Here is a 19,953-nt window from a genome sequence, read left to right as displayed (position 1 = left end):
GGGGGGGGGGGGGGGGGGGCCCCCGCCCCCCCCCCCCCCGGCGGGGCCGGGTCCGCGGGGGGGGGCGCACCCCTGGCGGCCCCCCCCCCCCACGGCGATGTTTCACGTGAAACGGCGGCTCAGCGGCCGTAGCGGCGTTCGCGCAGTGAGTAGGAGCGCAGGGCGCGCAGGAAGTCGATCTCGCGGAAGTCCGGCCAGTAGGTCTCGCAGAAGTGGACCTCGGCGTAGGCGGACTGCCAGAGCAGGAATCCGGAGAGGCGCTGCTCGCCGGAGGTGCGGATGATGAGGTCGGACTCGGACCGCGTCTTGGAGTACAGGTGCTTGGAGATGTGCTCCATGGTGAAGGTCTCGATGAACTCGTCGATGTCCCCGCCCTGGGAGCTGTGCTCGGTCAGGGCCGAGCGCACGGCGTCGACGATCTCGCGACGGCCTCCGTAGCCCACGGCGACGTCGACCTTGGTGCCGCCCTTGCGGCCCTGGGTGGCGGCGGTGGCGGTCTTGAGGCGGCCGGCGGACTCGGCGGGCAGCAGGTCCAGGGCGCCGACCGCTTCCACGCGCCAGGGGTTGCCGGGGGCGGCGAGCCGCTCGACGACTTCGGCGATGATGTCGATCAGCGGGTTCAGCTGGTCCTCGGGCCGGTGCAGGTTGTCGTCGGAGAGCATGAAGAGGGTGACGTGCTCGATCTGCGCGGAGTCGCACCAGCGCAGGAAGTCCAGCACCTTCGCTCCGCCGGCCCGGTAGCCCTCTCGCGGGTCGTCTATGCCCGACATCTTGGCCCAGCGGCGGTTGCCGTCGAGCATGATGCCGATGTGCTGGGGGCGTGGGCGTCCCTCCAACTCCTTGACCAGGCGCTTCATATACAGCGCGTCGAGAGCGGCCCGTACCTTCGCCCGCATGCTCTACCCCTTCCACCTCGTCGGTAGCGACCGGACGCCTCCGACGGCGATGAGCCACGTGGCACCGGCCCGCCGGGGTGTGGTGGTGGTGCCCTGTGGGGTGACGATATCAAGAGCAGACAGCACCTCCCGGGTGCCGAGCGGCGGCCGTCCGTGGGCCCGTTTCCGTCGGGCCGCGTGGGCCGTGCGGTCGTTTGGCGTGGTCAACTGGGCCTTTCCGTGCGGTCGTTGGTGATCGTCCGGATCGTGTGTCCGCCGGCGGCCGGGGTGCGCGGGTGCGGTCGGTGAGGAACGTCTCCGCGCCACCGGGGCGCATATCGGGCGAAACCCCCTCAGGGGGCGGTCCGGGTGCCGGGTCCCGGGCTCGCCACCTTACTGCCGGTGTTCACCAGCTGACCCCCGCGGCCACCGGCAGGTGGTCGCTGCCCGTGGCCGGCAGTGTCCACGAGCGGTCCGTCCGTACGCCCCTGACCAGGATCTGGTCGATCCGTACCACCGGGAAGCCGGCCGGATAGCTGAAGCCGAAACCGTCCCCGGCCTGCTCCTGGGCCGAGTCCAGCCGCGAGGTGATGCCGTCGAGGGCGCCGTCGTCCACGGTGCCGTTCAGGTCGCCGAGCAGCACCATCCGCTCGTTGTCCTCGGCGGCGACGGCCTCGGCGAGCGCCTGCGCGTTGCGGTCGCGGCTGCCCGTCCAGAAGCCGGTGCGGGGCAGTACGCGCACGGACCCCAGGTGGGCGACGTAGACCGCGAGGGGCCCCTGGTCCGTGGCCACCGTGGTGCGCAGGGCCCGGGTGGAGGCGAGCCTGACGTCGTCCGGCTTGGTGTCCGCCAGCGGCCCGTAGTCGATCCTGGTGTCGACCGGCGCGGTGCCGGACAGCGGCAGCCTGCTCCACAGTCCGACCGTGCCCTGCACCGTGTGGTGGGGGTAGGCGTCCGCGAGTTCCTGCTCGTACGTGGCCCGGTCCCGCTCGGTCAGCTCTTCGAGGGCCAGCAGGTCCGCGCCGGAGGCGGCCAGGTCACGGGCGGTGCCGGCGGGGTCGGGGTTGGCGGCGCCGACGTTGTGGGTGACCACGGTGAGGTCGCTGTCGCCCGGCAGGGACTTGTCGGCGATCATGCCGCCGAAGAGGCTCGTCCACGCCACGCACGGAACCAGCGACGCGGCGGTCGCGGTCGCGGAGCGCCGCAGCAGCGCCGCGACCAGGAGAACCGGTATGCCCAGGCCGAGCCACGGCAGGAAGGTCTCCACGAGGCTGCCGAGTCCGGCCCGGTCCGTGACCAGCGCGTGCAGCGGCATGAGCAGGCCGAGCAGCACCGCCAGGGCGGCGAGGACCCGGCCGCGCCGCCAGGGTCCCGGCCGGGAGAGGGCCCGGACCACCCGTCGCACGGGCGCGCGCCGGCTCCCGGAGCCGGTGTCCGGGCGGCCGGGGCCGCCCTGTCCGGTCGCCGCCGTGTCCACCTGCGTCATGGGCCGCCCTCGCTCACCGTGCATGTCGCTCGTCTTCACATCGAATGCGCTGGTCACCGCCGCGTCCTCGGGTCCTGCGCGGGGTTGTCGTACATGGCCGGGCAGCCCTGCGCGGCGGCCTCGGGGCGCAGCTCGTAGTGCCAGGGCTCGTTGGCGTAGGTCTGGCAGAGTCCGTACGCGCCGCCGTTGCGGGAGAGCCAGGCCGTCGCGTCGGAGCCGCCGATGTCGACCGCGTCTCCCGACACGTGGGCGGAGGTCTCCGGGGTGGCCACCCACTTGGCGGCCTCCTGCTCGGAGCCGTACTGGTCGACCGCCTCGTCGAGGAGCTGTGTCTGGTAGTCCTCGGAGCGCCAGCCGCTGTTGACGCGGAAGGCGTGCACGCCGTCGTCCTCGGCGTCCGTCGCCGCCCGCCGCAGGGCCGCGAGCAGCGCGGGCTCGAGGCGGGTCACGGCCGGGACGTCCGTGTCGAGGACGGTCGTGCCGTCGGGGACGACACCGTCCTCCTCGTCGATCACGCCGGGGGGCTCCATGGGCCGTGCCTCACCGGGTGACGCGGTCGGGGACATGGGCGGCGACGGGGACGCCAGCGCCTGGCAGCCGAGGGCGGCGATGATCAGGGCGGCCACCGGCAGGCCGATCTTGAGGACGTCGGTACGCCGGTGGGGCTTCTTGGGTGCGGATGCGTCGCGAGTCATGCCTACAGACAAGGGATCGCGGTGTTGCCGCCGCGTACGCGGTTTTCGATACGCGGACGACATGCGCCGGCTCCTAGCATCGGAGCATGCGAGTGCTGATCGTCGAGGACGAGCCGTACATGGCGGAAGCCATCCGCGACGCACTGCGGCTGGCGGCGATCGCCGCCGACATCGCGGGGGACGGCGACACCGCTCTGGAGCTGCTCGGTGTGAACACGTACGACATCGCCGTCCTCGACCGCGACATCCCCGGCCCCTCCGGCGACGAGGTCGCCCGGCGCATCGTCGACTCCGGCAGCGGCATGCCGATCCTGATGCTCACCGCCGCCGCCCGGCTCGACGACAAGGCCTCCGGGTTCGAGCTGGGCGCCGACGACTACCTCACCAAGCCCTTCGAGCTGCGGGAGCTGGTGCTCCGGCTCCGGGCCCTCGACCGCAGGCGGGCGCACAGCCGGCCTCCGGTGCGGGAGATCGCGGGGCTGCGGCTCGACCCGTTCCGCAGGGAGGTGTACCGGGACGGCCGTTTCGTCGCGCTCACCAGGAAGCAGTTCGCCGTGCTCGACGTACTCGTCGCCGCCGAGGGCGGGGTGATCAGCGCCGAGGAGCTGCTGGAACGCGCGTGGGACGAGCACGCCGACCCCTTCACCAACGCCGTACGGATCACCGTCTCGGCGCTGCGCAAGCGTCTCGGGCAGCCCTGGATCATCGCCACCGTGCCCGGCGTCGGCTACCGCATCGACGTACGGCCGGACGCGGCGGGCGAGGGAGCGGGCCGTGGATAGGGAGGGTGGGCCGAGCGTCCGCCTCAAGCTCACCATCAGCTACACCGGCTTCCTGATGCTGGCCGGCGCCCTGATGCTCGCGGCCGGGTGGTTGTTCCTGACGCGGGTGTCGCACGTCGGGCTCGTCTTCCAGCCCGAGTACCAGCTCTCGGTCGCGCGCGACTTCGCTCCGATGGCGGCGGTCACGATGGCGTTCCTGCTGGTGTTCGGTCTCGCGGGCGGGTGGTTCCTGGCCGGCCGCATCCTCGCCCCGCTGAACCGCATCACGGAGGCCACCCGCACGGCGGCGGGCGGATCGCTCTCCCACCGCGTCCGGCTGCCGGGCCGTCAGGACGAGTTCCGCGAACTCGCCGACGCCTTCGACACCATGCTCGGGCGGCTCGAAGCGCACGTCGCCGAGCAGCGGAGATTCGCGGCCAACGCCTCGCACGAGCTGCGCACCCCGCTCGCGATCTCGAAGTCGCTGCTCGACGTGGCCCGCGCCGACCCGGACCGCGATCCCGGTGAACTCGTGGACCGCCTGCACGCCGTCAACACCCGGGCGATCGACCTGACCGAGGCGCTGCTCCTGCTCAGCCGCGCCGAGCAGCGTTCCTTCGCGCGGGAGCGCGTCGACCTGTCGCTCCTGGCGGAAGAGGCCACCGAAACGCTCCTCCCCCTCGCGGAGGGGCGAGGCGTCACCCTCGAGACCGGCGGCGACCTCACGCCGACGACCGGCTCGCCGTCGCTCCTGCTGCAGCTGACCATGAACCTCGTGCACAACGCGATCGTCCACAACCTGCCGGAACGGGGCACCGTCCACGTCACCACCGTCGCCCGCCCCAGGACCGTGGCGCTCACGGTCGAGAACACCGGCGACCGGGTCACCCCCGAGCTGGCCGCGACGCTCACCGAGCCGTTCCAGCGCGGCACCGAACGCGTCCACACCGATCACGCGGGCGTCGGCCTCGGCCTGGCCATCGTCAGCACCATCACCCAGGCCCACGACGGCACCCTCACCCTGGCCCCCCGGCCCAGGGGCGGCCTCAGCGTCACGGTGGAACTTCCGGCGACGCCCTGAGCCGCCGGGCGACCGTGAACGCCCAAGCGGCCGCGGTCCGATCCCGCGTCGAGCACGTTTTCGCCCGCATGAAGACACTGGAGATGCTCCGCGACTGCCGCCTCAAAGGCGAGGAGGTCCACCACGCCATGCTCGGCATCGCCCGCCTGCACCACCTCGCCCTCGCCGGGGGAAGCCTCGGGGGCCGAAGTGGCGTCGGTCCGGTAACGCCCGCCTTGCAGAGAAGTAAAGAACGATCAAGTTTGTGAATTTGGATGAACATGAGAGCGCTGACCTGCGTATCCTGGAAAAGCGGAAGCGGCCCACTAGACTTGGGCCGCTTCCGCCCGTGCTCAGGCAGCACGTGGTACTTCATGCAAGGTCGTCAGTGGAGCGGGAAGTAGTACTCCCACGGCCACTTCAGACCATTGTCGTGCAGGTAGTACGTCGCGATGTGCACCACCGGCTCCGCGACGAAGTACGCCACGACCGCGAGGAGCAGGGCGACCCACCACTCACGCCACAGGCGCACAATCAGCCTCTTCGTCGACTCCAGGCCGGAGACGACGAAATCTCCGGTGTCCTGGAGCAACCGCTGCAGGTTGATGCTGATGCCCGTGACGGTGACGGTCGTCGAATTCACCACCTCCAGCCACGACGCCGCCACCACCACGGGGAGCCTCGCGACGTGCATGAGCAGCGTGGCCACCTTCAGACGGCCATCGTCGTGGCGCGTGGTCCATGCCACGTCCTTGATCCAGGTGTCCCTGTGGTCCCGGGGCAGCAGCAGGGCAGCAACGCGGGCGATCCGCCCGCTCGTCCGCTCTTTACTGCCGGTCTTGGCCTCGGTGGCCGCCGTCACGCCCGCGGCGTACGCCGCCCGCGCAGCACGGCGCAGCATCGCACGGAAGACCGTACGACCCACCGCGTTGGCCAGCAGCTGGCCCATGCGGTACAGGACGCTGAGGAGGAACCACAGAGCACTGAGGGCTCCGTACCCGATTGACACGACACCCAGGGCCAGAAGGGCCTTCCGCGCTACTGGGCTCCCTTCGCCGATGCCGCTTGAGGCGAAGATGGAGACCGTACCGGCGACACCGCTGAAAATGACCTTGAGGGCCACCTTGCCAACGGTGGACGGCGATACGCCGGTACGGCCGTCTGATCGCGTTTCCACGTTGCGTTACCTCATTTACGGGAGTGCTCGGACGGACTCTCCGACCGAGCGGGTGGCCGAGGGGTCACCCCGCGCTACCGAGAGCGCGGGACTTTCGTCCCCCTTGGGCCGAAGGCTGTGCGTCTCGCTGGCGAGCGTCGGTTACGGCCAGCTCCTGCCGGATCGCCCCCAAGTGCTCGGGGTTGACCCGGAAGTAGGTGCGTGGCGGCCGGACCCTGTCGTTGCGGGCTTCGTCGGGGTCTTCATCGCGCGAGAGAAGCCAGCCGGCTCGCTCGAGGCGACGAAGGATCGGGTACACGCTGGCGACGCCCAAGCCGGCCTCTGTAGCTACCTCATAGCCCCATGACTCGGACTTCGAGTCCTCAAGGTGACGGGCGAGGAGCAGCTGGAGAACCTTGGTGGTGGGCTTGGTCCGGCGCGAGATGGCCCGCGGTGTACTGACCGCCACCGCGGACGTGGCTACAGCCACGGCGGCGAATGTCACCACGCTCAATGCGATCAAGGATTCGACAAGGCGGACCGCGAAGCCTGCCTTATCGCGGAGTGGTACTGAATTCATTGATGGTCCTTGCTCTCTGGGTCATGCGCGAGGTGACGCCGTGGCGCTCGCTCGCACGCCTCTGAGTTCGGGAGGCAGCCGTTCACTGCGTCCTGCCTCCCGAGTCCGGATTTCCCGGATGCCCCCACTCTAACGCGAGTACTCAAAATAAGGGCGCCCGCTGGGGCCGGTTGCGCTTGCGCGCCCGTGCAACTGTCCGCAGCCGCCGAGCGGGAGTACGTCAAGAACAAGGTCCGAATCGAGAGCGGCAGGACCTACCGCGCCCTGAGCCCTCGACCGCGGACAAGGCTCCTTCCCAACGGTGACTCCGGCTCATGAGCATGGTCGCGTGTGGACCGTCGGCCGCCGACCCGGCCGGCAGGCAGCGTGTTTCGATCCGACGGGGCGGTGCGGGTTAGAAGGAGTGGGTCGACGGCGGGCGGCTTGCCACCCCGTCTGCGGGGATGACCGCCCGGATACCGCGCCTGCGCAGGTGCTTGCGGATCGTGCGGGAGGATCAACCGTGCCGGCCTGGTGCGTGCCCGTCCTCGCGGTCAAGGAGCGTGTAGGCAGGCCACCACCTGCGCGAAGGCGGGCAGAACCTGTCCGGCGGTGAACACGCAGGCCATTGGCCCGCAGTGGGCTTCGGCCGCAAGGTGGATCTTCGTCCCCAGTCCGCCGCGGGACCGACCCTAGTGCCGTGATCTGCCGGTTCGGCTGCTCGTGCCTCCTTACGGCTCCGGGCCAAGTGCTGGTGTGCGCACGATGGTGAAGTCCACCGAATGCCCCAGTTGAGGTCTTCATCGGCGTCGGCCTGCGCGATCAGCGCGCCGGCACCGGACACGCCCCCGCCACCAGGGCACCGACCCGGAAACGCTCGCCGACGCCCTCCTGGCCGACCTGATCCCAGCTGCCGGTGCCACCGACGACACCGCCCTGGTCATCATCCGCCTGTGACGCAGACGATCACCACGGAGCTCACCGCCGAGGCGTTGCCGCCGCCGGGAAGCCGGAACGGGCGCGGCTTCCGTAGTGCCTCCCGGGAAGGGCCGTCGGCGTCGATGTTCTTCAGCACGGTGGCTCGTACGCGGTCCGGGGCTTCCAGTCGCGGGAGTCGAGTGGGGCGAGGCGGCCGACCTCAAGTTGTTGACCTAGTCCTGGATCATGGTTCGGAGGATGCTCCCCTCCTCATACGGAGTACGGGCCGAGCCAGGGGCCACATTGCCCAGAACATCCTTCTTGCACCTTGCGCGCGTATCGCCTTGAACACCGGTGCGGCGGTCGACGCAGGAGAGAGCTGACTCGAACATCGCCTCCGCGCGGCGCCGGCCCACCACAGCACGGTGTGGCTGACCGATCCATCCTTCTTGGCTCGGTTCGGATGGAAGTCAGGAAGCGCACGTTACGTCACAGCCGCGTTGACGCAGTGATGACGTGATGAACATGAAGAGGCCCCTGACCGGCGATTCGCAGGTCAGGGGCCTCTTCGAGCGTGGAGCCTAGGGGAGTCGAACCCCTGACATCTGCCATGCAAAGACAGCGCTCTACCAACTGAGCTAAGGCCCCTCGGGAGGCGGCGTCGGTCGCTTCGGGCGGGCCGACGGTCACCGCGGACAAGAGTACCGGGTCGCGCCCCGGATCTCACAAATGATTGGGGCTCCCGGGGAACGACCACGCTCCGTAAGATGCTCGGCGTGGTTCGCTGGAGCGAACTGCGGTTCTTGGGGAAGCGATGGGGAGACGCAATGGACGCCGCACAGCAGGAAGCCACCGCGAGAGCGCGGGAACTGCAGCGGAACTGGTACGGGGAGCCGTTGGGGGCGCTCTTCCGTAGGCTCATCGACGATCTTGGTCTCAACCAGGCTCGTCTCGCGGGGGTACTGGGACTGTCCGCACCGATGCTCTCGCAGCTGATGAGCGGTCAGCGGGCGAAGATCGGCAATCCCGCGGTGGTGCAGCGGGTGCAGCTGCTGCAGGACCTGGCGGGGCAGGTCGCGGACGGCAGTGTGAGCGCGGCCGAGGCGACGGAGCGCATGGACGAGATCAAGAAGTCGCAGGGGGGTTCGGTGCTCAACAACACCACGCAGACGACGAGCAGTTCGGGTGCGCCCACGGTCAAGCGGGTGGTCCGCGAGATCCAGTCGCTGCTGCGCTCGGTGGCGGCCGCCGGGGACATCATCGACGCGGCGGACGCCCTGTCCTCCTCGCACCCGGAGCTGGCGGAGTTCCTGCGGGTGTACGGAGCGGGCCGCACCTCGGACGCGGTCGCGCACTACCAGTCCCACCAGAACTGATCCCGGGGTCCGGCCGCCGCAGGGGGGGGTCGCGGCCGGACCCGGAAGTGGCGCGAGGGGAGGAGCGACACACAGCCATGGGTGAGGTCTTCGCCGGACGGTACGAGCTGGTCGACCCGATCGGCCGCGGCGGGGTCGGTGCCGTCTGGCGTGCCTGGGACCACCGCCGCCGACGGTATGTGGCCGCAAAGGTGCTCCAGCAGCGGGACGCGCACTCGCTGCTGCGGTTCGTCCGCGAGCAGGCGCTGCGCATCGATCATCCCCATGTCCTCGCGCCCGCGAGCTGGGCCGCCGACGACGACCAGGTCCTGTTCACCATGGACCTGGTCACCGGCGGCTCCCTGGTCCATCTGATCGGGGACTACGGCCCGCTGCCGCCCGCGTTCGTGTGCACGCTGATCGACCAGCTCCTCGCGGGCCTCGCGGCGGTGCACGCCGAGGACGTCGTCCACCGGGACATCAAGCCCGCCAACCTGCTCCTCGAGGCCACCGGCACGGGCCGGCCGCGGCTGCGGCTGTCCGACTTCGGCATCGCGATGCGGCTGGGCGAGCCCCGGCTGACCGAGACCAACCTCGTGGTGGGGACGCCCGGTTATCTCGCGCCGGAGCAGATGATGGGCGCGGAGCCGGACTTCGCCGCGGACCTGTTCGCGGTGGGCCTGGTCGCCCTGTACCTGCTGGAGGGGGCCAAGCCGGACGCCAAGGCGCTGGTCCAGCACTTCGCCGAGCACGGGACACCGGCCGCGCCGCAGGGGATACCCGAGCCGCTGTGGCAGGTCGTCGCGACGCTCGTGCAGCCGGATCCGCCGGCGAGGTTCCGTACGGCGACGGGGGCGCGCAAGGCGCTGGCCGCGGCGGCGGAACTGCTGCCGGAGCCCGGACCCGACGACGAGCTGATCGAGATCTTCGACCAAGTCGGCCCGCTGCCCGCCGGGTTCGCCGCCGACGGTCCGCTGAAGCGGGCGTCCGGACTGGACGACGCCCCACCGGGAGACCCGGCGACGGATCCGTCGACCGACCCACCGACGGACCCGCGCCGCCCGTCCGTCCAGGCAGCGCCCCCGTCCCCGGCATCACAGACACCCTCGAGACCCACGCCGCCGCCGACCTCCTCGGCACCGTCGGCACCCCCCGAGCCGTCGCCCGCCATGTCGGAGACCGGCAGCTTCCACCTGCCGCCCCCGCAGCCGACCATCACCTCCGCCGCGAGGGACGGCGCGCCGACATCCGCCCCGCACCCCGGCCCGTACCCGCCCGAGTACCCGCCGCCGTACTCCCCGCCGCCGCCCGCGCAGACCCTCGCGCCGTCTTTCACGCCGCCCCCGTGGCAGGCGCCCGCCGACGCCCCCACGGCCTCGTACACCGCCCGGAACCCGCAGACCCCGGCGCAGCACCGGGCGACGCGACGGCGGCGCCGTCCAGGTCCCCCGGCGACGGTGGCGGTGCCCCTGCTGCTCCTCGCGCTGGCCTGCTACGCGGTGGGTTTCTGGGCACTGACCCGGATCTGAACCGGGCGGCTCCTCACCGCGCCCTGCGCCGGGCAGCCGCCGTCCACACCGTCAGGCCCGCCAGCAGCAGGCTGCCGGTGCCGATGCCGCCCACGGCGACCGCCTTCATGGCGAGGTCGTCGTCGGCCGGAGAGCCGCTCTCCGGCGCCGCCGCCCGGTCCTGGGCCGAGACGGCGAAGAGACCCTTGGGCCGCGACTCCCCCGCGTAGTCGGGCCCGCTCCGCGCTGATCCCCTCAGTCCGACGCGCAGCGTCAGTCCGAAGGGCCCCTCGCCGAAGTCCTCGGCCACCTGCGCCGCCAGGTGCACGACGACGTAGTAGTCACCGGCGAAGCGCACTGCGCCGACCTGCCCGCTCGTGGCGTACCGGTTGGGATAGGCCACCGGCGGCAGGGCAGCGAGCCCGACGGTGGCGGGGCGGCCGGTGTAACCCTTGGCGGCGTCGTCGACCTCGCCGCGCACCGGGTTGTGCAGCGCCAGGCGCAGGGCACCGGTGGCGTAGCCGGAAGCCTCCTGGGCGCCGTCGAGTTCGGCGGTCGCGTAGATCTGGCGGCCCCAGTCCACCGGCACCTTGTAATAGAGGGTCTGTCCGGGCCGGATGCCGTCGCGCCAGGCGCCCGGTCCGAGGGGCGTGGCGTGGGCGAAGCCGTTGCCGCCCGTGCGGGGTTCCGGTTCACCGGGTACGGCCTCGGGCGAGGCGGAGTCCCATGCCTCCGGTGCCTCGGTCGCATCCGTCCGGGCGGGGCGGGGTTCGGTGGCGACGGTGAGTTCCAGGTCCCAGTCCTCGGGCGGGGAGTCCTGGGGCCTGGCCCGCTCGACGGTGACGTAGTAGGTGCCGGGCTCCTGGCACCGGTTGCCGCCGGGCGCGATCTCCCGCATGCCCCACGCGGTGACCGGGCGGGGGCTGTGCGCCGCGCCGAAGGTCGCGCTGTCGGAGGAGCAGGAGCCGCCCTCGGCGTCCTGCACGGATACGCGGATGCCGTCGACGGCGGTGACCTCGCCGGTGGAGCCGGGTACGGCGGTCACGGAGACGTAGGCGTCGGAGGCGGCGTCGAGGTCGAGGCGGTAGTAGAGGGTGCCGTCGCGCGGCAGCGAGCTGCGGTACGTGGACCCGGCCGTCAGCGCTGCGGCGTCCGAGGCGGCGTTCGTCCCCTCGATCCGCGGGGCGCCGTCGGCGAAGGCGTACCCCGGCGCGTCACCGGCCGCGAAGGCGGCACCACCGGGCAGGGCGGCGGCGGTGGCGATAGCGGTGGCGGTGGCGGTGGCCAGTACGGCGGTCACGAGGGCCAGCCGCCGCACGGACGCCGTACGGCTCGCAGGCACCGTACGCGACGCAGGCGCCGTACGCCGACGGAGCGCCCTCCGCCGTTCGGGCGCCGGCGCGGACGCGGGCGCGACCGACGGCGGCCCCGCGCCCCCCGACCCGGGCATGCCGCCAAGCCGTACACCACCGTCCCATGACCCGCCACCCCTCGCGCTCGCCGGCCCTCGCCGCCCGCCCCGAACGACCGTGCCCCATCCTGCCGCGCGCCCCGGCGCTCCCGCGCCCCCGCGTGGAGATCCGGGCAACAGAAAACCCCGACCGTTTGACGGCCGGGGTCTGCTCGGGACCGGATGTCGGTCGTACTCAGGAACCCGTGGGCACGGAGTCAGTCGCCTCCGTCCACAGATCCTGCTCGGCGCGATCCGCCTGGATCTGGCGGTACACGAGGAGCCCGCCGATGGCGGCCAGTGCGACCAGGAGAAGCTTCTTCACCGCGCGACCTCGTCTTTCGTTGACGTAGGGGACCTCTGGCGCCCGACTATACACACCGGCCGATACCGATCGGTGACCTGCGTCGGCGGTCAACTGCCGTGCGCCGAAGCCCTCCAGAAGCGGACGAACCCGTTCTGATCGGAGGGTGATCACACCCTTACGCGAGGTGACTTTTCGCCCGCCTCTCTCCCGTATTGGCATCTTTTCGACCCCCTTGCGGCCATTCGGGTTGTGTTCATCTGAACATCGACGCGCCACGGGCGTAGGTCCACCACTTCGCGATCCGCATACACATCATGAGGAAAGTACGCAAATCGCCCAACCTGAAAGTGAGGGGTTATGGCCCGGAACAAGGTCATGACGCTGTGGACCACCATCGTCACCGCCTTCCTCGCGCTGTGCACGGCGCTCGGACTCATCACGACGACCGCCGCCGCGGCCGCACCGCAGACCGGAACGCACAGCAAGAGCGAGAGCGCCTCCCCCGAGGCGGCACCCGCGACGACGGTCCCCTGGTCCTGGTCCCGGGCCGGATCCCTGCCCCCCACGATGAAGCAGCGCATCCGCGCCGAGGCGCACGGCTCGGCCCCCAGTTGCCGGCACCGTCCGCTCAGCGACGCGACCGCCACGGCCACCGAGACCGCCACCGGCCTCCCCTGCGACGACACCGCCGGGTCACCGGCCCAGCACAGCGCGCCGCTCCAACGCTGAGCGGGCCGAGGCGGCGCCCGGTTCACACCGCGCCCGCCCCGCCCGACCCGACACAACGGCGATCTGCGTACCGCACCACACGCGAGAAACGGCCCGGCCGCTCGACAGAGCAGCCGGGCCGCCGCCATGTGCGGGCTCACCCTCGCGTGCGGGCTCACCCTCGCGTGCGGGCTCCCCTCGCGTGTGGGCTTCCCGTCCCGCCCGGCGCCCCCGCCCACCGGCGCCGCTTCGCGCGTCATAGCCTGTACGGCACTCCTGCGGAAAGGTGGTGAGTGCCGCCCGTGAGCCGGCGCATCGTCATCGTCACGGCCGTCCACGGCCCCTCGGCGCGCTATCTGCCGGAGGCCCACGCGTCGTTGTCCGCGCAGGAGTTGCCCGACGGCTGGGACTGGCGCTGGGTGATCCAGGAGGACGGCGGGACGCACGACGTCCGCCCGCACGTGCCCGACGACCCGCGCGTCGTCTTCCGCCAGGGCCGCCGGGAGCGGCAGGCGGGCCCCGGCGTCGCCCGCACCATGGCCCTGGCCCACGCGGACGGGGAGTACGTGAAGGTCCTGGACGCCGACGACCGGCTCGCGCCGGGCAGCCTGGCCCGCGACCTGGCCGCGCTGGAGGCCGACCCGGGGCTCGGCTGGGCGACCTCACGGGCCCTGGACCTCCTGCCCGACGGCTCGACCGCCGGTTTCCCGGGCGACCCCGCGCACGGACCGATCGAACGCGGCACGGTGCTCGACTTCTGGCGGGCCAACGACTTCCGCGCCCAGGTCCATCCGGCGACGCTCCTCGTGCGCCGCGACCTGCTGCTCGCCCTCGGCGGCTGGATGGCCCTCCCCGCGTCCGAGGACACCGGCCTGCTGCTGGCCCTGAACTGCGTGAGCCGCGGGTGGTTCACCGAGGAGGTGGGCCTGCTCTACCGCAAGTGGGAGGGACAGGTCACCGGCCAGGCGTCCCACGTGGACCCGGCCGAACGGGAGGCCCGGATGGCGGTCGTGGAGGCCAGGGCGCGGGCCCTGGCGTCGTTCGGCTGGCACCCGCCGCACCAGCCCGAGGTCGCGGACCTGCGGCGGTGACGGCGGTGACGGCCGCCCGCCCCGCCGCCTGACCGCCGCTCAGGGCAGCGTCTCCGCGTCCACCCGCGAGAAGACCAGGTCGCTCTCCCCGACGACCGGCCCCCGCCAGCGGACCGGCACACCCGGCTCGCCGCGCAGCGCCGCGGGATAGCTGCCGGGCGCGTAGTCGTTGGCCAGCCGGTAGACGTGGAATCCGGCGTCCCGCATCACCCCGAGCAGGTCGTCGACCGAGTCCCCCAGCAGCGCCATGCGTTCCGGCGTGACCTCGACACAGATCTCCGCGTCGGACCGCAGGTCACCCAGCACCGGCGCCAGGCCGCGCACGACGCCGCCCTCCGCGCCCTCCACGTCGATCTTGATCACCCGGGCGCCGGCCAGCTCCGCCGGGTCGAGGAGTTCCGGCAGCGGGCGGGCCTCGGCCTCGAAGCCGGCCTCCGCCGGGCCGTCGTACGGGACGATGCTGTTCGCGCCCGTGTTCCGCGAGCTGGCGAGCACGAAGCGCAGGGTCCTGCGGCGGTCGGACACGGCGGCGTTGAGCGCGCGGACGTTGTGGAGGCCGTTGAGCCGCGCGTGCCCCACCAGACGGCGGTGCAGGACGGGGGAGGCCTCGATGGCGACCACGCGGCCCTCCTCGCCGACGAGCTGAGCCGCGAGCACGCTGAAGACCCCGATGTTCGCCCCGACGTCCACGAAGCCGTCCCCCGGGCGCAGTCGGCGCCGCAGCCACGCCGTCAGGTGCGGCTCCCAGGCGCCGAACAGGTACAGGTACCGCTGGATGAGGTCCCGCGTGTCCACGGCGAACAGGCCGCCGGAGCGCACCCGGATGACCCTGCGGCGAGGCCGCTCCCGCAGCCGCGCGTTCAGCCAGTGCGTGGTGAGCGCCGCCTTCCCGAGGGTGCCGGGCGCGTGGCGCACGTAGCGGGCGGCGAGGGTGACCAGCGCCTGGGGCGGTGTCCCGGCAACGGAAGCGCCCCGTTCTCCCCGGAGGCTCACTCGCCCGACACGGTGATCGCCGCGGAGGGGCACCCCTCGATCGCCTCGCGCACCCGGTCCACATCGACGTCGTACTCCCGCCCGGGTATCACGGCACCCAGACCGTCCACCTGGGTGAAGACGGACGGGGCCCGGTGCACGCAGTCACCGGAGCCGTAGCACTGCTCGGGGTCGACGGAGATCCTCATACGCGCTCCAGCGGCGGTCGGCTTCGGAACCTTCACGACGTGCCTGCCCGCGGAGCGCGGCGCCGAACCCGCCCGGCGCGACCGTGTGTTGACCCGGCGCCCGCGGAATCGGACAGCACACGCGCCGGCATGGTTTGGCACCGGTCCCTCCCCTCGTGGGGACCGGTGCCGAACCATGCCGGCGGTGTACTGCGCGTGGTACCGAAGCGGGTCGGGAAGGGCTGGGCCACCGAAAGCTGACCGAGAACGTGCGGCCTCATGGGGTGGCTCCGCGAACACTGAGCCGCTGACCTGTCAGGGTGCCTCGCGGCCGACTCGCCACTGCGACGGGATCCTGCCACCTGAGGTCGCCGCCGAGGAGGTTCCGGACCCGCGGAACCGAGGTAGCCGCAGGTCAGGCATATAGAGTGAGTTTTCCGGTCCGGACGTCCAAGTGCGGGGGAAGTAAGGAGTGGAGACCTTGAGTTTCGACTCAGGGGCACGCACGGCCTTCGCGGAACGCCTCGCACTGCTCTACAAGGAGGCGGGCAACCCTCCTCTGAAACGCGTGTCCGAGGCCGTCGTCCGGCTCCAGCGGGTCGACGAACGGGGCCGTCCCGTACGGGTCTCCGCCCAGCGGATCAGCGACTGGCGGCGGGCCAAGAACGTACCCGCCCAGTTCCCCGCCCTCGCGGCCGTCCTGCACGTCCTCGTCCCGCTCGCGCGCCGGGCGCGTCCCGTACCGGTCTCCGCCGGGCTGTACGACCTGGTCCAGTGGCAGCGCCTGTGGGAGCGGGCGGTGGCCGACCCGACGGGCGAACGCCCCGCGCCGTCCGCCGCGGACGAGGAACACCCCGCGGCCGAGACCCAGACCGCCGGCGGTGTCTGCCCGTACCGGGGGCTGGCCGCCTACCGCCGGCAGGACGCCGACTGGTTCTTCGGGCGGGAACGGAGCACGCAGGCCCTGGTCGCCCAGCTCCGCGCGGCCGAGGACACGGGCGGCCTGGTCATGCTCGTGGGCGCCTCGGGAGCGGGGAAGTCCTCCCTGCTGAACGCCGGGCTCGTGCCCGCCCTGCGCGAGGGGACGCCGGGCGGCGGGACCGGTCCGCCGGGTGGGGCGAGGGAGCCGAGGCAGGTGCTCCAGCTCGTGCCGGGGGTCGATCCGCTCGGGGAGCTGAGCCGTCGGATACCCCAGCTGGAGCCCGTCGTCCGCGCCGTGCGGAGGACGGGGAAGCCGGGGGCACCCGGGACCGAGGACGCGGTCAGGGCGGCCTTCGCGGCGTGGGCGGCGCCCGGCGGGGAGGCGCGGTCGGGCGCGGGGGCTGGGGCGGGGGCGGGAGCGGGGCCCGAGCCTGAGCCGGAGTCGCCGTCCGCGCGTCCCGTCGTCATCGTGGACCAGTTCGAGGAGACCTTCACCCTCTGCCCCGACGAGTCCGAGCGGCGTGCGTTCATCGCGCTGCTGCAGGCCGCCTGCGTGCCGGGCGGTCCGGGAGATGCGGCGCCGGTCCTCGTGGCGCTCGGCATCCGCGCCGACTTCTACGAGCAGTGCCTGCGCCATCCCGAGCTGGCCGACGCGCTCCAGCACCGGCACATGGTGCTCGGGCCGCTGACCACCGCGGAACTGCGCGAGGCGGTGACCGCACCGGCCAAGGCCGTCGGCATGGAACTCGAACCGGGCCTCGCCGAGCTGATCATCCGCGAGGTGAGCACCGACGGCCCGCACGGGACCCACGACGCGGGCGTGCTGCCGCTCCTCTCGCACGCCCTGCTCGCCACCTGGCAGCGGCGCAAGGCGGGCCGGCTGACGCTCGCCGGGTACCGCGCGGCGGGCGGCATCCAGGGCGCGGTCGCCGGGACCGCCGAACGGGCCTGGTCCGACCTGGACCCGGCGGCCCGCACGGCGGCGAGGCTGCTGCTGCTCAGGCTGGTCCGGCTGGGCGAGGACACCCAGGCGACCCGCAGACGCAGCACGCGGCGGCGGCTGGCGCAGGAGTCGAGGGACCCCGGAAAGACCGAGGAGTCCCTGGAGGCGCTGGTGCGGGCCCGGCTGGTGACCCTCGACGCGGAGACCGTGGAGATCACCCACGAGGCGCTGCTGCACGCCTGGCCGCGGCTGCGCGACTGGATCGACGAGGACCGCACCGGCAACCTGCTGCGCCAGCGGCTGGAGGAGGACGGCCGGACCTGGGAGGAGTCGGACCGCGACACCTCGCTGCTCTACCGGGGCTCCCGGCTGGAACAGGCCCGCGGCTGGGCGGACTCGGCCGGCGGCACCTTCCTGACCCGCAGCGCGGTCGATTTCCTGGCCGCCGCGAGCAGACTGCGCAGGCGCACCGTCCTGATCCGGCGCGCCGCGGTGTCGACGCTGGTCGTGCTCGCCCTGGTGGCGGTCGGTTCGGCGGTGATCGCCTGGCAGCAGCGCAACGACGCGGTGTTCGAGCAGGTGGTCGCCGAGGCGGACCGCGTCGAGGACACGGACCCGTCGCTGTCCGCCCAGCTCGACCTGGCGGCGCACCGCCTGCGGCCGGACGACGAGGACGTCCGGAACCGGCTGATATCGATCGTGAACGCGCCGCTGGCCACCCCGCTCCTCGGCCACACCGGCGCCGTCTACCTGACCTCCTTCAGCCCCGACGGCAAGATCCTGGCGACGGCCAGCTACGACCGGACCGTCCGGCTGTGGGACGTGTCGGACCCGGCCCGCCCCGAACAGCTGGGCAAGCCCCTCACCGGCCACAGGAGCTGGGTGAGCACCGCCGTGTTCAGCCCGGACGGCCGCACCCTGGCCAGCGCCTCCGACGACGGCACGATCCGGCTGTGGGACGTACGGGACCCGAGCCGTCCCCGTCCGCTCGGCAAGCCTCTGACCGGCCGCGGCGGCACCGTCTACCTGCTCGCCTTCAGCCCCGACGGACGCACCCTGGCCTCCGCCCACGACGACCACGCCGTGCGCCTGTGGAACGTGGCCGACCCGCGCCGGCCGCGCTCCCTGTCCACCCTGACCGGCGCGAAGGCGGCGGTGCGCTCGGTGGCGTTCAGCCCCGACGGACGGACGCTGGCCGCCGGTGGCGACGACAACGCGGTCCGGCTCTGGGACGTGGCCGACCCGGACCGCCCCGAGCCGGTCGGCGCACCGCTGACCGGTCACGGCGCCCTGATCCACTCCGTGGCCTTCAGCCCCGACGGAACCACCCTCGCCAGCGGGAGCGCGGACGACACCGTACGGCTCTGGGACGTGGCCGACCCGGACCGCGCGAGATCCGCGGGCGCTCCGCTCACCGGCCACACCGGCCCCATCTGGTCGGTGGCCTTCAGCCCCGACGGCGCCATGCTCGCCGCGAGCAGCGCCGACAGCACGGCGAGCCTGTGGAACGTCAGCGACCCGTCCTACCCGTCCCAGGTGGGCATGCCGCTGGCCGGGAGCAGCGGCGAGATGTACGCCCTCGGCTTCAGCCCCGACGGGCGGACCCTCGCCACGGGCAGCGGGGACAGCAAGGTGCGCCTGTGGTCGCTGCCGACGTCGGACATGATCGGCCGGATCGGCGCCTTCCGCCGGGACGGGCACGTGCTGGCCACGGCGGCCCGCGACGGCCGGGTCCGCCTGTGGAACGTGACCAACCCCGCCCGGCCGGTGTCACTGAGCGAGCCCTTCAGGCCGGGCGAGGGCGACATACGGTCGCTGGTGTTCTCCCCGGACGGCGACACCCTGGCGGTGCTCTCGGCGGGCCGCACGCTGCAGCTGTGGAACGTCGGCGACCCGGCCCGGCCCACCGCCCACGGACCGCCGGTGCCGCTGCGCACCCGCTACGCGGGCCCCGACACCCTGGCGTTCAGCCCCGACGGCCGCACGCTGGCCACCGCCTACGACGACCGCACCGTCCAGCTGTGGAACACCGAGGACCCGTCCCACCCGCGCCGCCTGGGCGAGCCGCTGAGCGGCCACCGGGGATACGTCAACACCCTCGCCTTCAGCCCCGACGGGCGTACGCTCGCCAGCGGCGGCGCGGACGACACCGTGCGGCTCTGGGACGTGAGCGACCCCGCGCACGCCACCCCCCGCGGTACGCCCCTCACCGGGCATCTCGGGCCCGTCAACACCCTCGCCTACAGCCCGGACGGCCGCACGCTGGCCAGCGGCAGCGACGACGGCACGGTACGCCTCTGGGCCCTCCCCGACGGCGGCGAACCGGGCCGGGTCGAGTCGACACTGGCCGGTCACACCGACTCGGTGGTGTCGCTGACCTTCAGCCAGGACGGCGAGACCCTGGCCAGTGGCGCCAACGACAACACGGTCCGCCTCTGGAACGTCACGACGCCCGCCGAGGCCGCGCCCATCGGCCAGTCGATGAGCCCCAACGCCAAGACGGGGAACTTCCTCTCCTTCAGCCCCGTGCGTCACATGCTGGGGGTGTCGAGCGGGACGGACACCGTCCGGCTCTGGAACCTCGGGGTGGACGACGCCATCGACCGCATCTGCTCGGCCACCCGGAACGTGCTCACCGAGGAGAAGTGGCACGAGTACCTGCCGCGCCTGGACTACGAGCCCCCGTGCGACCGTTGACAACGTGATCCCGGTCACACCTCGCAGACCCGACCGACCAGTCGGCACCCATGACGCACCGGCCCTTGTTAGCCTTGGCCACAGCCCGACCGCTGGCGCATCCCCCGTCGCCAGCGGTCGGGTCTTCTCATGCCCGGAGCCGCCCCGGAGCCGCCCACACGAAAGACCCCCAGCCGTTACCGACTGGGGGTCTTCTCGCTGGTGGGGCTAAGTAGCTGTTGTCGTTCCGATCTTGAGAGGCGGGCGTCGAACGGGAGTCTCGATCGGGTGATCGCGGCGGACAGCGAGCATGAAGGCAGGGCC

At 72.5% G+C, this 19,953-nt stretch carries 15 protein-coding genes, 1 tRNA gene and 1 pseudogene; 8 read left to right on the top strand and 9 right to left on the bottom strand.

All coding sequences use genetic code 11. From position 1 onward, the window contains the following. Positions 1-119 precede the first annotated feature (119 nt). The 3 genes from ACFC1X_RS17825 to ACFC1X_RS17815 form a co-directional block, all read right to left on the bottom strand. Positions 120-896: an isoprenyl transferase gene (locus ACFC1X_RS17825; RefSeq protein ID WP_122616579.1), complete on the bottom strand. Its 777-nt coding sequence runs from the start codon at positions 894-896 to the stop codon at positions 120-122. Between the two features lie 385 nt (positions 897-1,281). Further along, positions 1,282-2,361: an endonuclease/exonuclease/phosphatase family protein gene (locus ACFC1X_RS17820; protein ID WP_376355161.1), complete on the bottom strand. Its 1,080-nt coding sequence runs from the start codon at positions 2,359-2,361 to the stop codon at positions 1,282-1,284. A gap of 53 nt (positions 2,362-2,414) precedes the next feature. Beyond that, positions 2,415-3,056, bottom strand: coding sequence for a M15 family metallopeptidase (locus tag ACFC1X_RS17815; RefSeq protein ID WP_376354580.1), 642 nt, complete (start codon positions 3,054-3,056; stop codon positions 2,415-2,417). An 86-nt stretch (positions 3,057-3,142) separates the two neighbouring features. Here ACFC1X_RS17815 and ACFC1X_RS17810 point away from each other — a divergent pair, with 86 nt between their 5' ends. The 3 genes and pseudogenes from ACFC1X_RS17810 to ACFC1X_RS17800 all read left to right on the top strand — a co-directional run. Further along, entirely contained in the window at positions 3,143-3,838 is a 696-nt protein-coding gene (locus ACFC1X_RS17810) for a response regulator transcription factor (RefSeq protein WP_376354577.1), read from the top strand. Beyond that, positions 3,831-4,898 carry a sensor histidine kinase gene (locus ACFC1X_RS17805; protein ID WP_376354574.1) on the top strand — a complete coding sequence of 356 codons (1,068 nt, stop codon included), beginning with the start codon at positions 3,831-3,833 and terminating at the stop codon, positions 4,896-4,898. Before ACFC1X_RS17810 ends, ACFC1X_RS17805 begins: the two co-directional genes overlap by 8 nt. Before the next feature lie 35 nt (positions 4,899-4,933). Next, positions 4,934-5,068: pseudogene (locus ACFC1X_RS17800) on the top strand (IS5/IS1182 family transposase); the annotation flags it as partial. 194 nt (positions 5,069-5,262) lie between these two features. Here the strand turns inward: ACFC1X_RS17800 and ACFC1X_RS17795 are convergent. Both ACFC1X_RS17795 and ACFC1X_RS17790 read right to left on the bottom strand, forming a co-directional pair. Next, positions 5,263-5,886 carry a hypothetical protein gene (locus ACFC1X_RS17795; protein WP_376354571.1) on the bottom strand — a complete coding sequence of 208 codons (624 nt, stop codon included), beginning with the start codon at positions 5,884-5,886 and terminating at the stop codon, positions 5,263-5,265. Positions 5,887-8,085: 2,199 nt separating this feature from the next. After that, positions 8,086-8,158, bottom strand: a tRNA-Ala gene (locus tag ACFC1X_RS17790). A 179-nt stretch (positions 8,159-8,337) separates the two neighbouring features. On the opposite strand from ACFC1X_RS17790, the gene ACFC1X_RS17785 reads away from it, so the two are divergent. Together ACFC1X_RS17785 and ACFC1X_RS17780 are read left to right on the top strand one after the other, a co-directional pair. Beyond that, on the top strand, positions 8,338-8,886 hold the full coding sequence (locus ACFC1X_RS17785; RefSeq protein WP_114528355.1) for a DNA-binding protein: 549 nt from the start codon (positions 8,338-8,340) through the stop codon (positions 8,884-8,886). A gap of 77 nt (positions 8,887-8,963) precedes the next feature. Next, complete coding sequence (locus ACFC1X_RS17780; protein WP_376354568.1) at positions 8,964-10,394, top strand: protein kinase; 1,431 nt, start codon at positions 8,964-8,966, stop codon at positions 10,392-10,394. A 13-nt stretch (positions 10,395-10,407) separates the two neighbouring features. On the opposite strand, the gene ACFC1X_RS17775 is transcribed toward ACFC1X_RS17780, so the two are convergent. After that, the gene (locus ACFC1X_RS17775; RefSeq protein ID WP_376354565.1) at positions 10,408-11,715 is read right to left on the bottom strand and encodes a hypothetical protein; all 1,308 of its coding nucleotides are present in this window, start codon (positions 11,713-11,715) and stop codon (positions 10,408-10,410) included. A gap of 304 nt (positions 11,716-12,019) precedes the next feature. Next, the gene (locus ACFC1X_RS17770) at positions 12,020-12,148 is read right to left on the bottom strand and encodes a DLW-39 family protein (protein ID WP_003999697.1); all 129 of its coding nucleotides are present in this window, start codon (positions 12,146-12,148) and stop codon (positions 12,020-12,022) included. A 339-nt stretch (positions 12,149-12,487) separates the two neighbouring features. On the opposite strand from ACFC1X_RS17770, the gene ACFC1X_RS17765 reads away from it, so the two are divergent. Together ACFC1X_RS17765 and ACFC1X_RS17760 are read left to right on the top strand one after the other, a co-directional pair. Continuing rightward, positions 12,488-12,859 (top strand): DUF6344 domain-containing protein, encoded by a 372-nt coding sequence (locus tag ACFC1X_RS17765; protein WP_376354562.1) that lies wholly within the window; start codon positions 12,488-12,490, stop codon positions 12,857-12,859. A gap of 281 nt (positions 12,860-13,140) precedes the next feature. After that, positions 13,141-13,929 (top strand): glycosyltransferase family 2 protein, encoded by a 789-nt coding sequence (locus ACFC1X_RS17760; RefSeq protein ID WP_376354559.1) that lies wholly within the window; start codon positions 13,141-13,143, stop codon positions 13,927-13,929. A 39-nt stretch (positions 13,930-13,968) separates the two neighbouring features. On the opposite strand, the gene ACFC1X_RS17755 is transcribed toward ACFC1X_RS17760, so the two are convergent. Together ACFC1X_RS17755 and ACFC1X_RS17750 are read right to left on the bottom strand one after the other, a co-directional pair. After that, complete coding sequence (locus tag ACFC1X_RS17755; RefSeq protein ID WP_376355159.1) at positions 13,969-14,844, bottom strand: FkbM family methyltransferase; 876 nt, start codon at positions 14,842-14,844, stop codon at positions 13,969-13,971. Between the two features lie 74 nt (positions 14,845-14,918). Continuing rightward, positions 14,919-15,110: a ferredoxin gene (locus ACFC1X_RS17750; protein WP_122616570.1), complete on the bottom strand. Its 192-nt coding sequence runs from the start codon at positions 15,108-15,110 to the stop codon at positions 14,919-14,921. A gap of 451 nt (positions 15,111-15,561) precedes the next feature. On the opposite strand from ACFC1X_RS17750, the gene ACFC1X_RS17745 reads away from it, so the two are divergent. Beyond that, positions 15,562-19,650 (top strand): hypothetical protein, encoded by a 4,089-nt coding sequence (locus tag ACFC1X_RS17745; protein ID WP_376354556.1) that lies wholly within the window; start codon positions 15,562-15,564, stop codon positions 19,648-19,650. Positions 19,651-19,953 lie beyond the last annotated feature (303 nt).

It is taken from the genome of Streptomyces sp. NPDC056128, from assembly GCF_042263835.1.
GTDB lineage: Bacteria > Actinomycetota > Actinomycetes > Streptomycetales > Streptomycetaceae > Streptomyces.
This window is presented reverse-complemented; position numbering and strand designations above follow the sequence as displayed.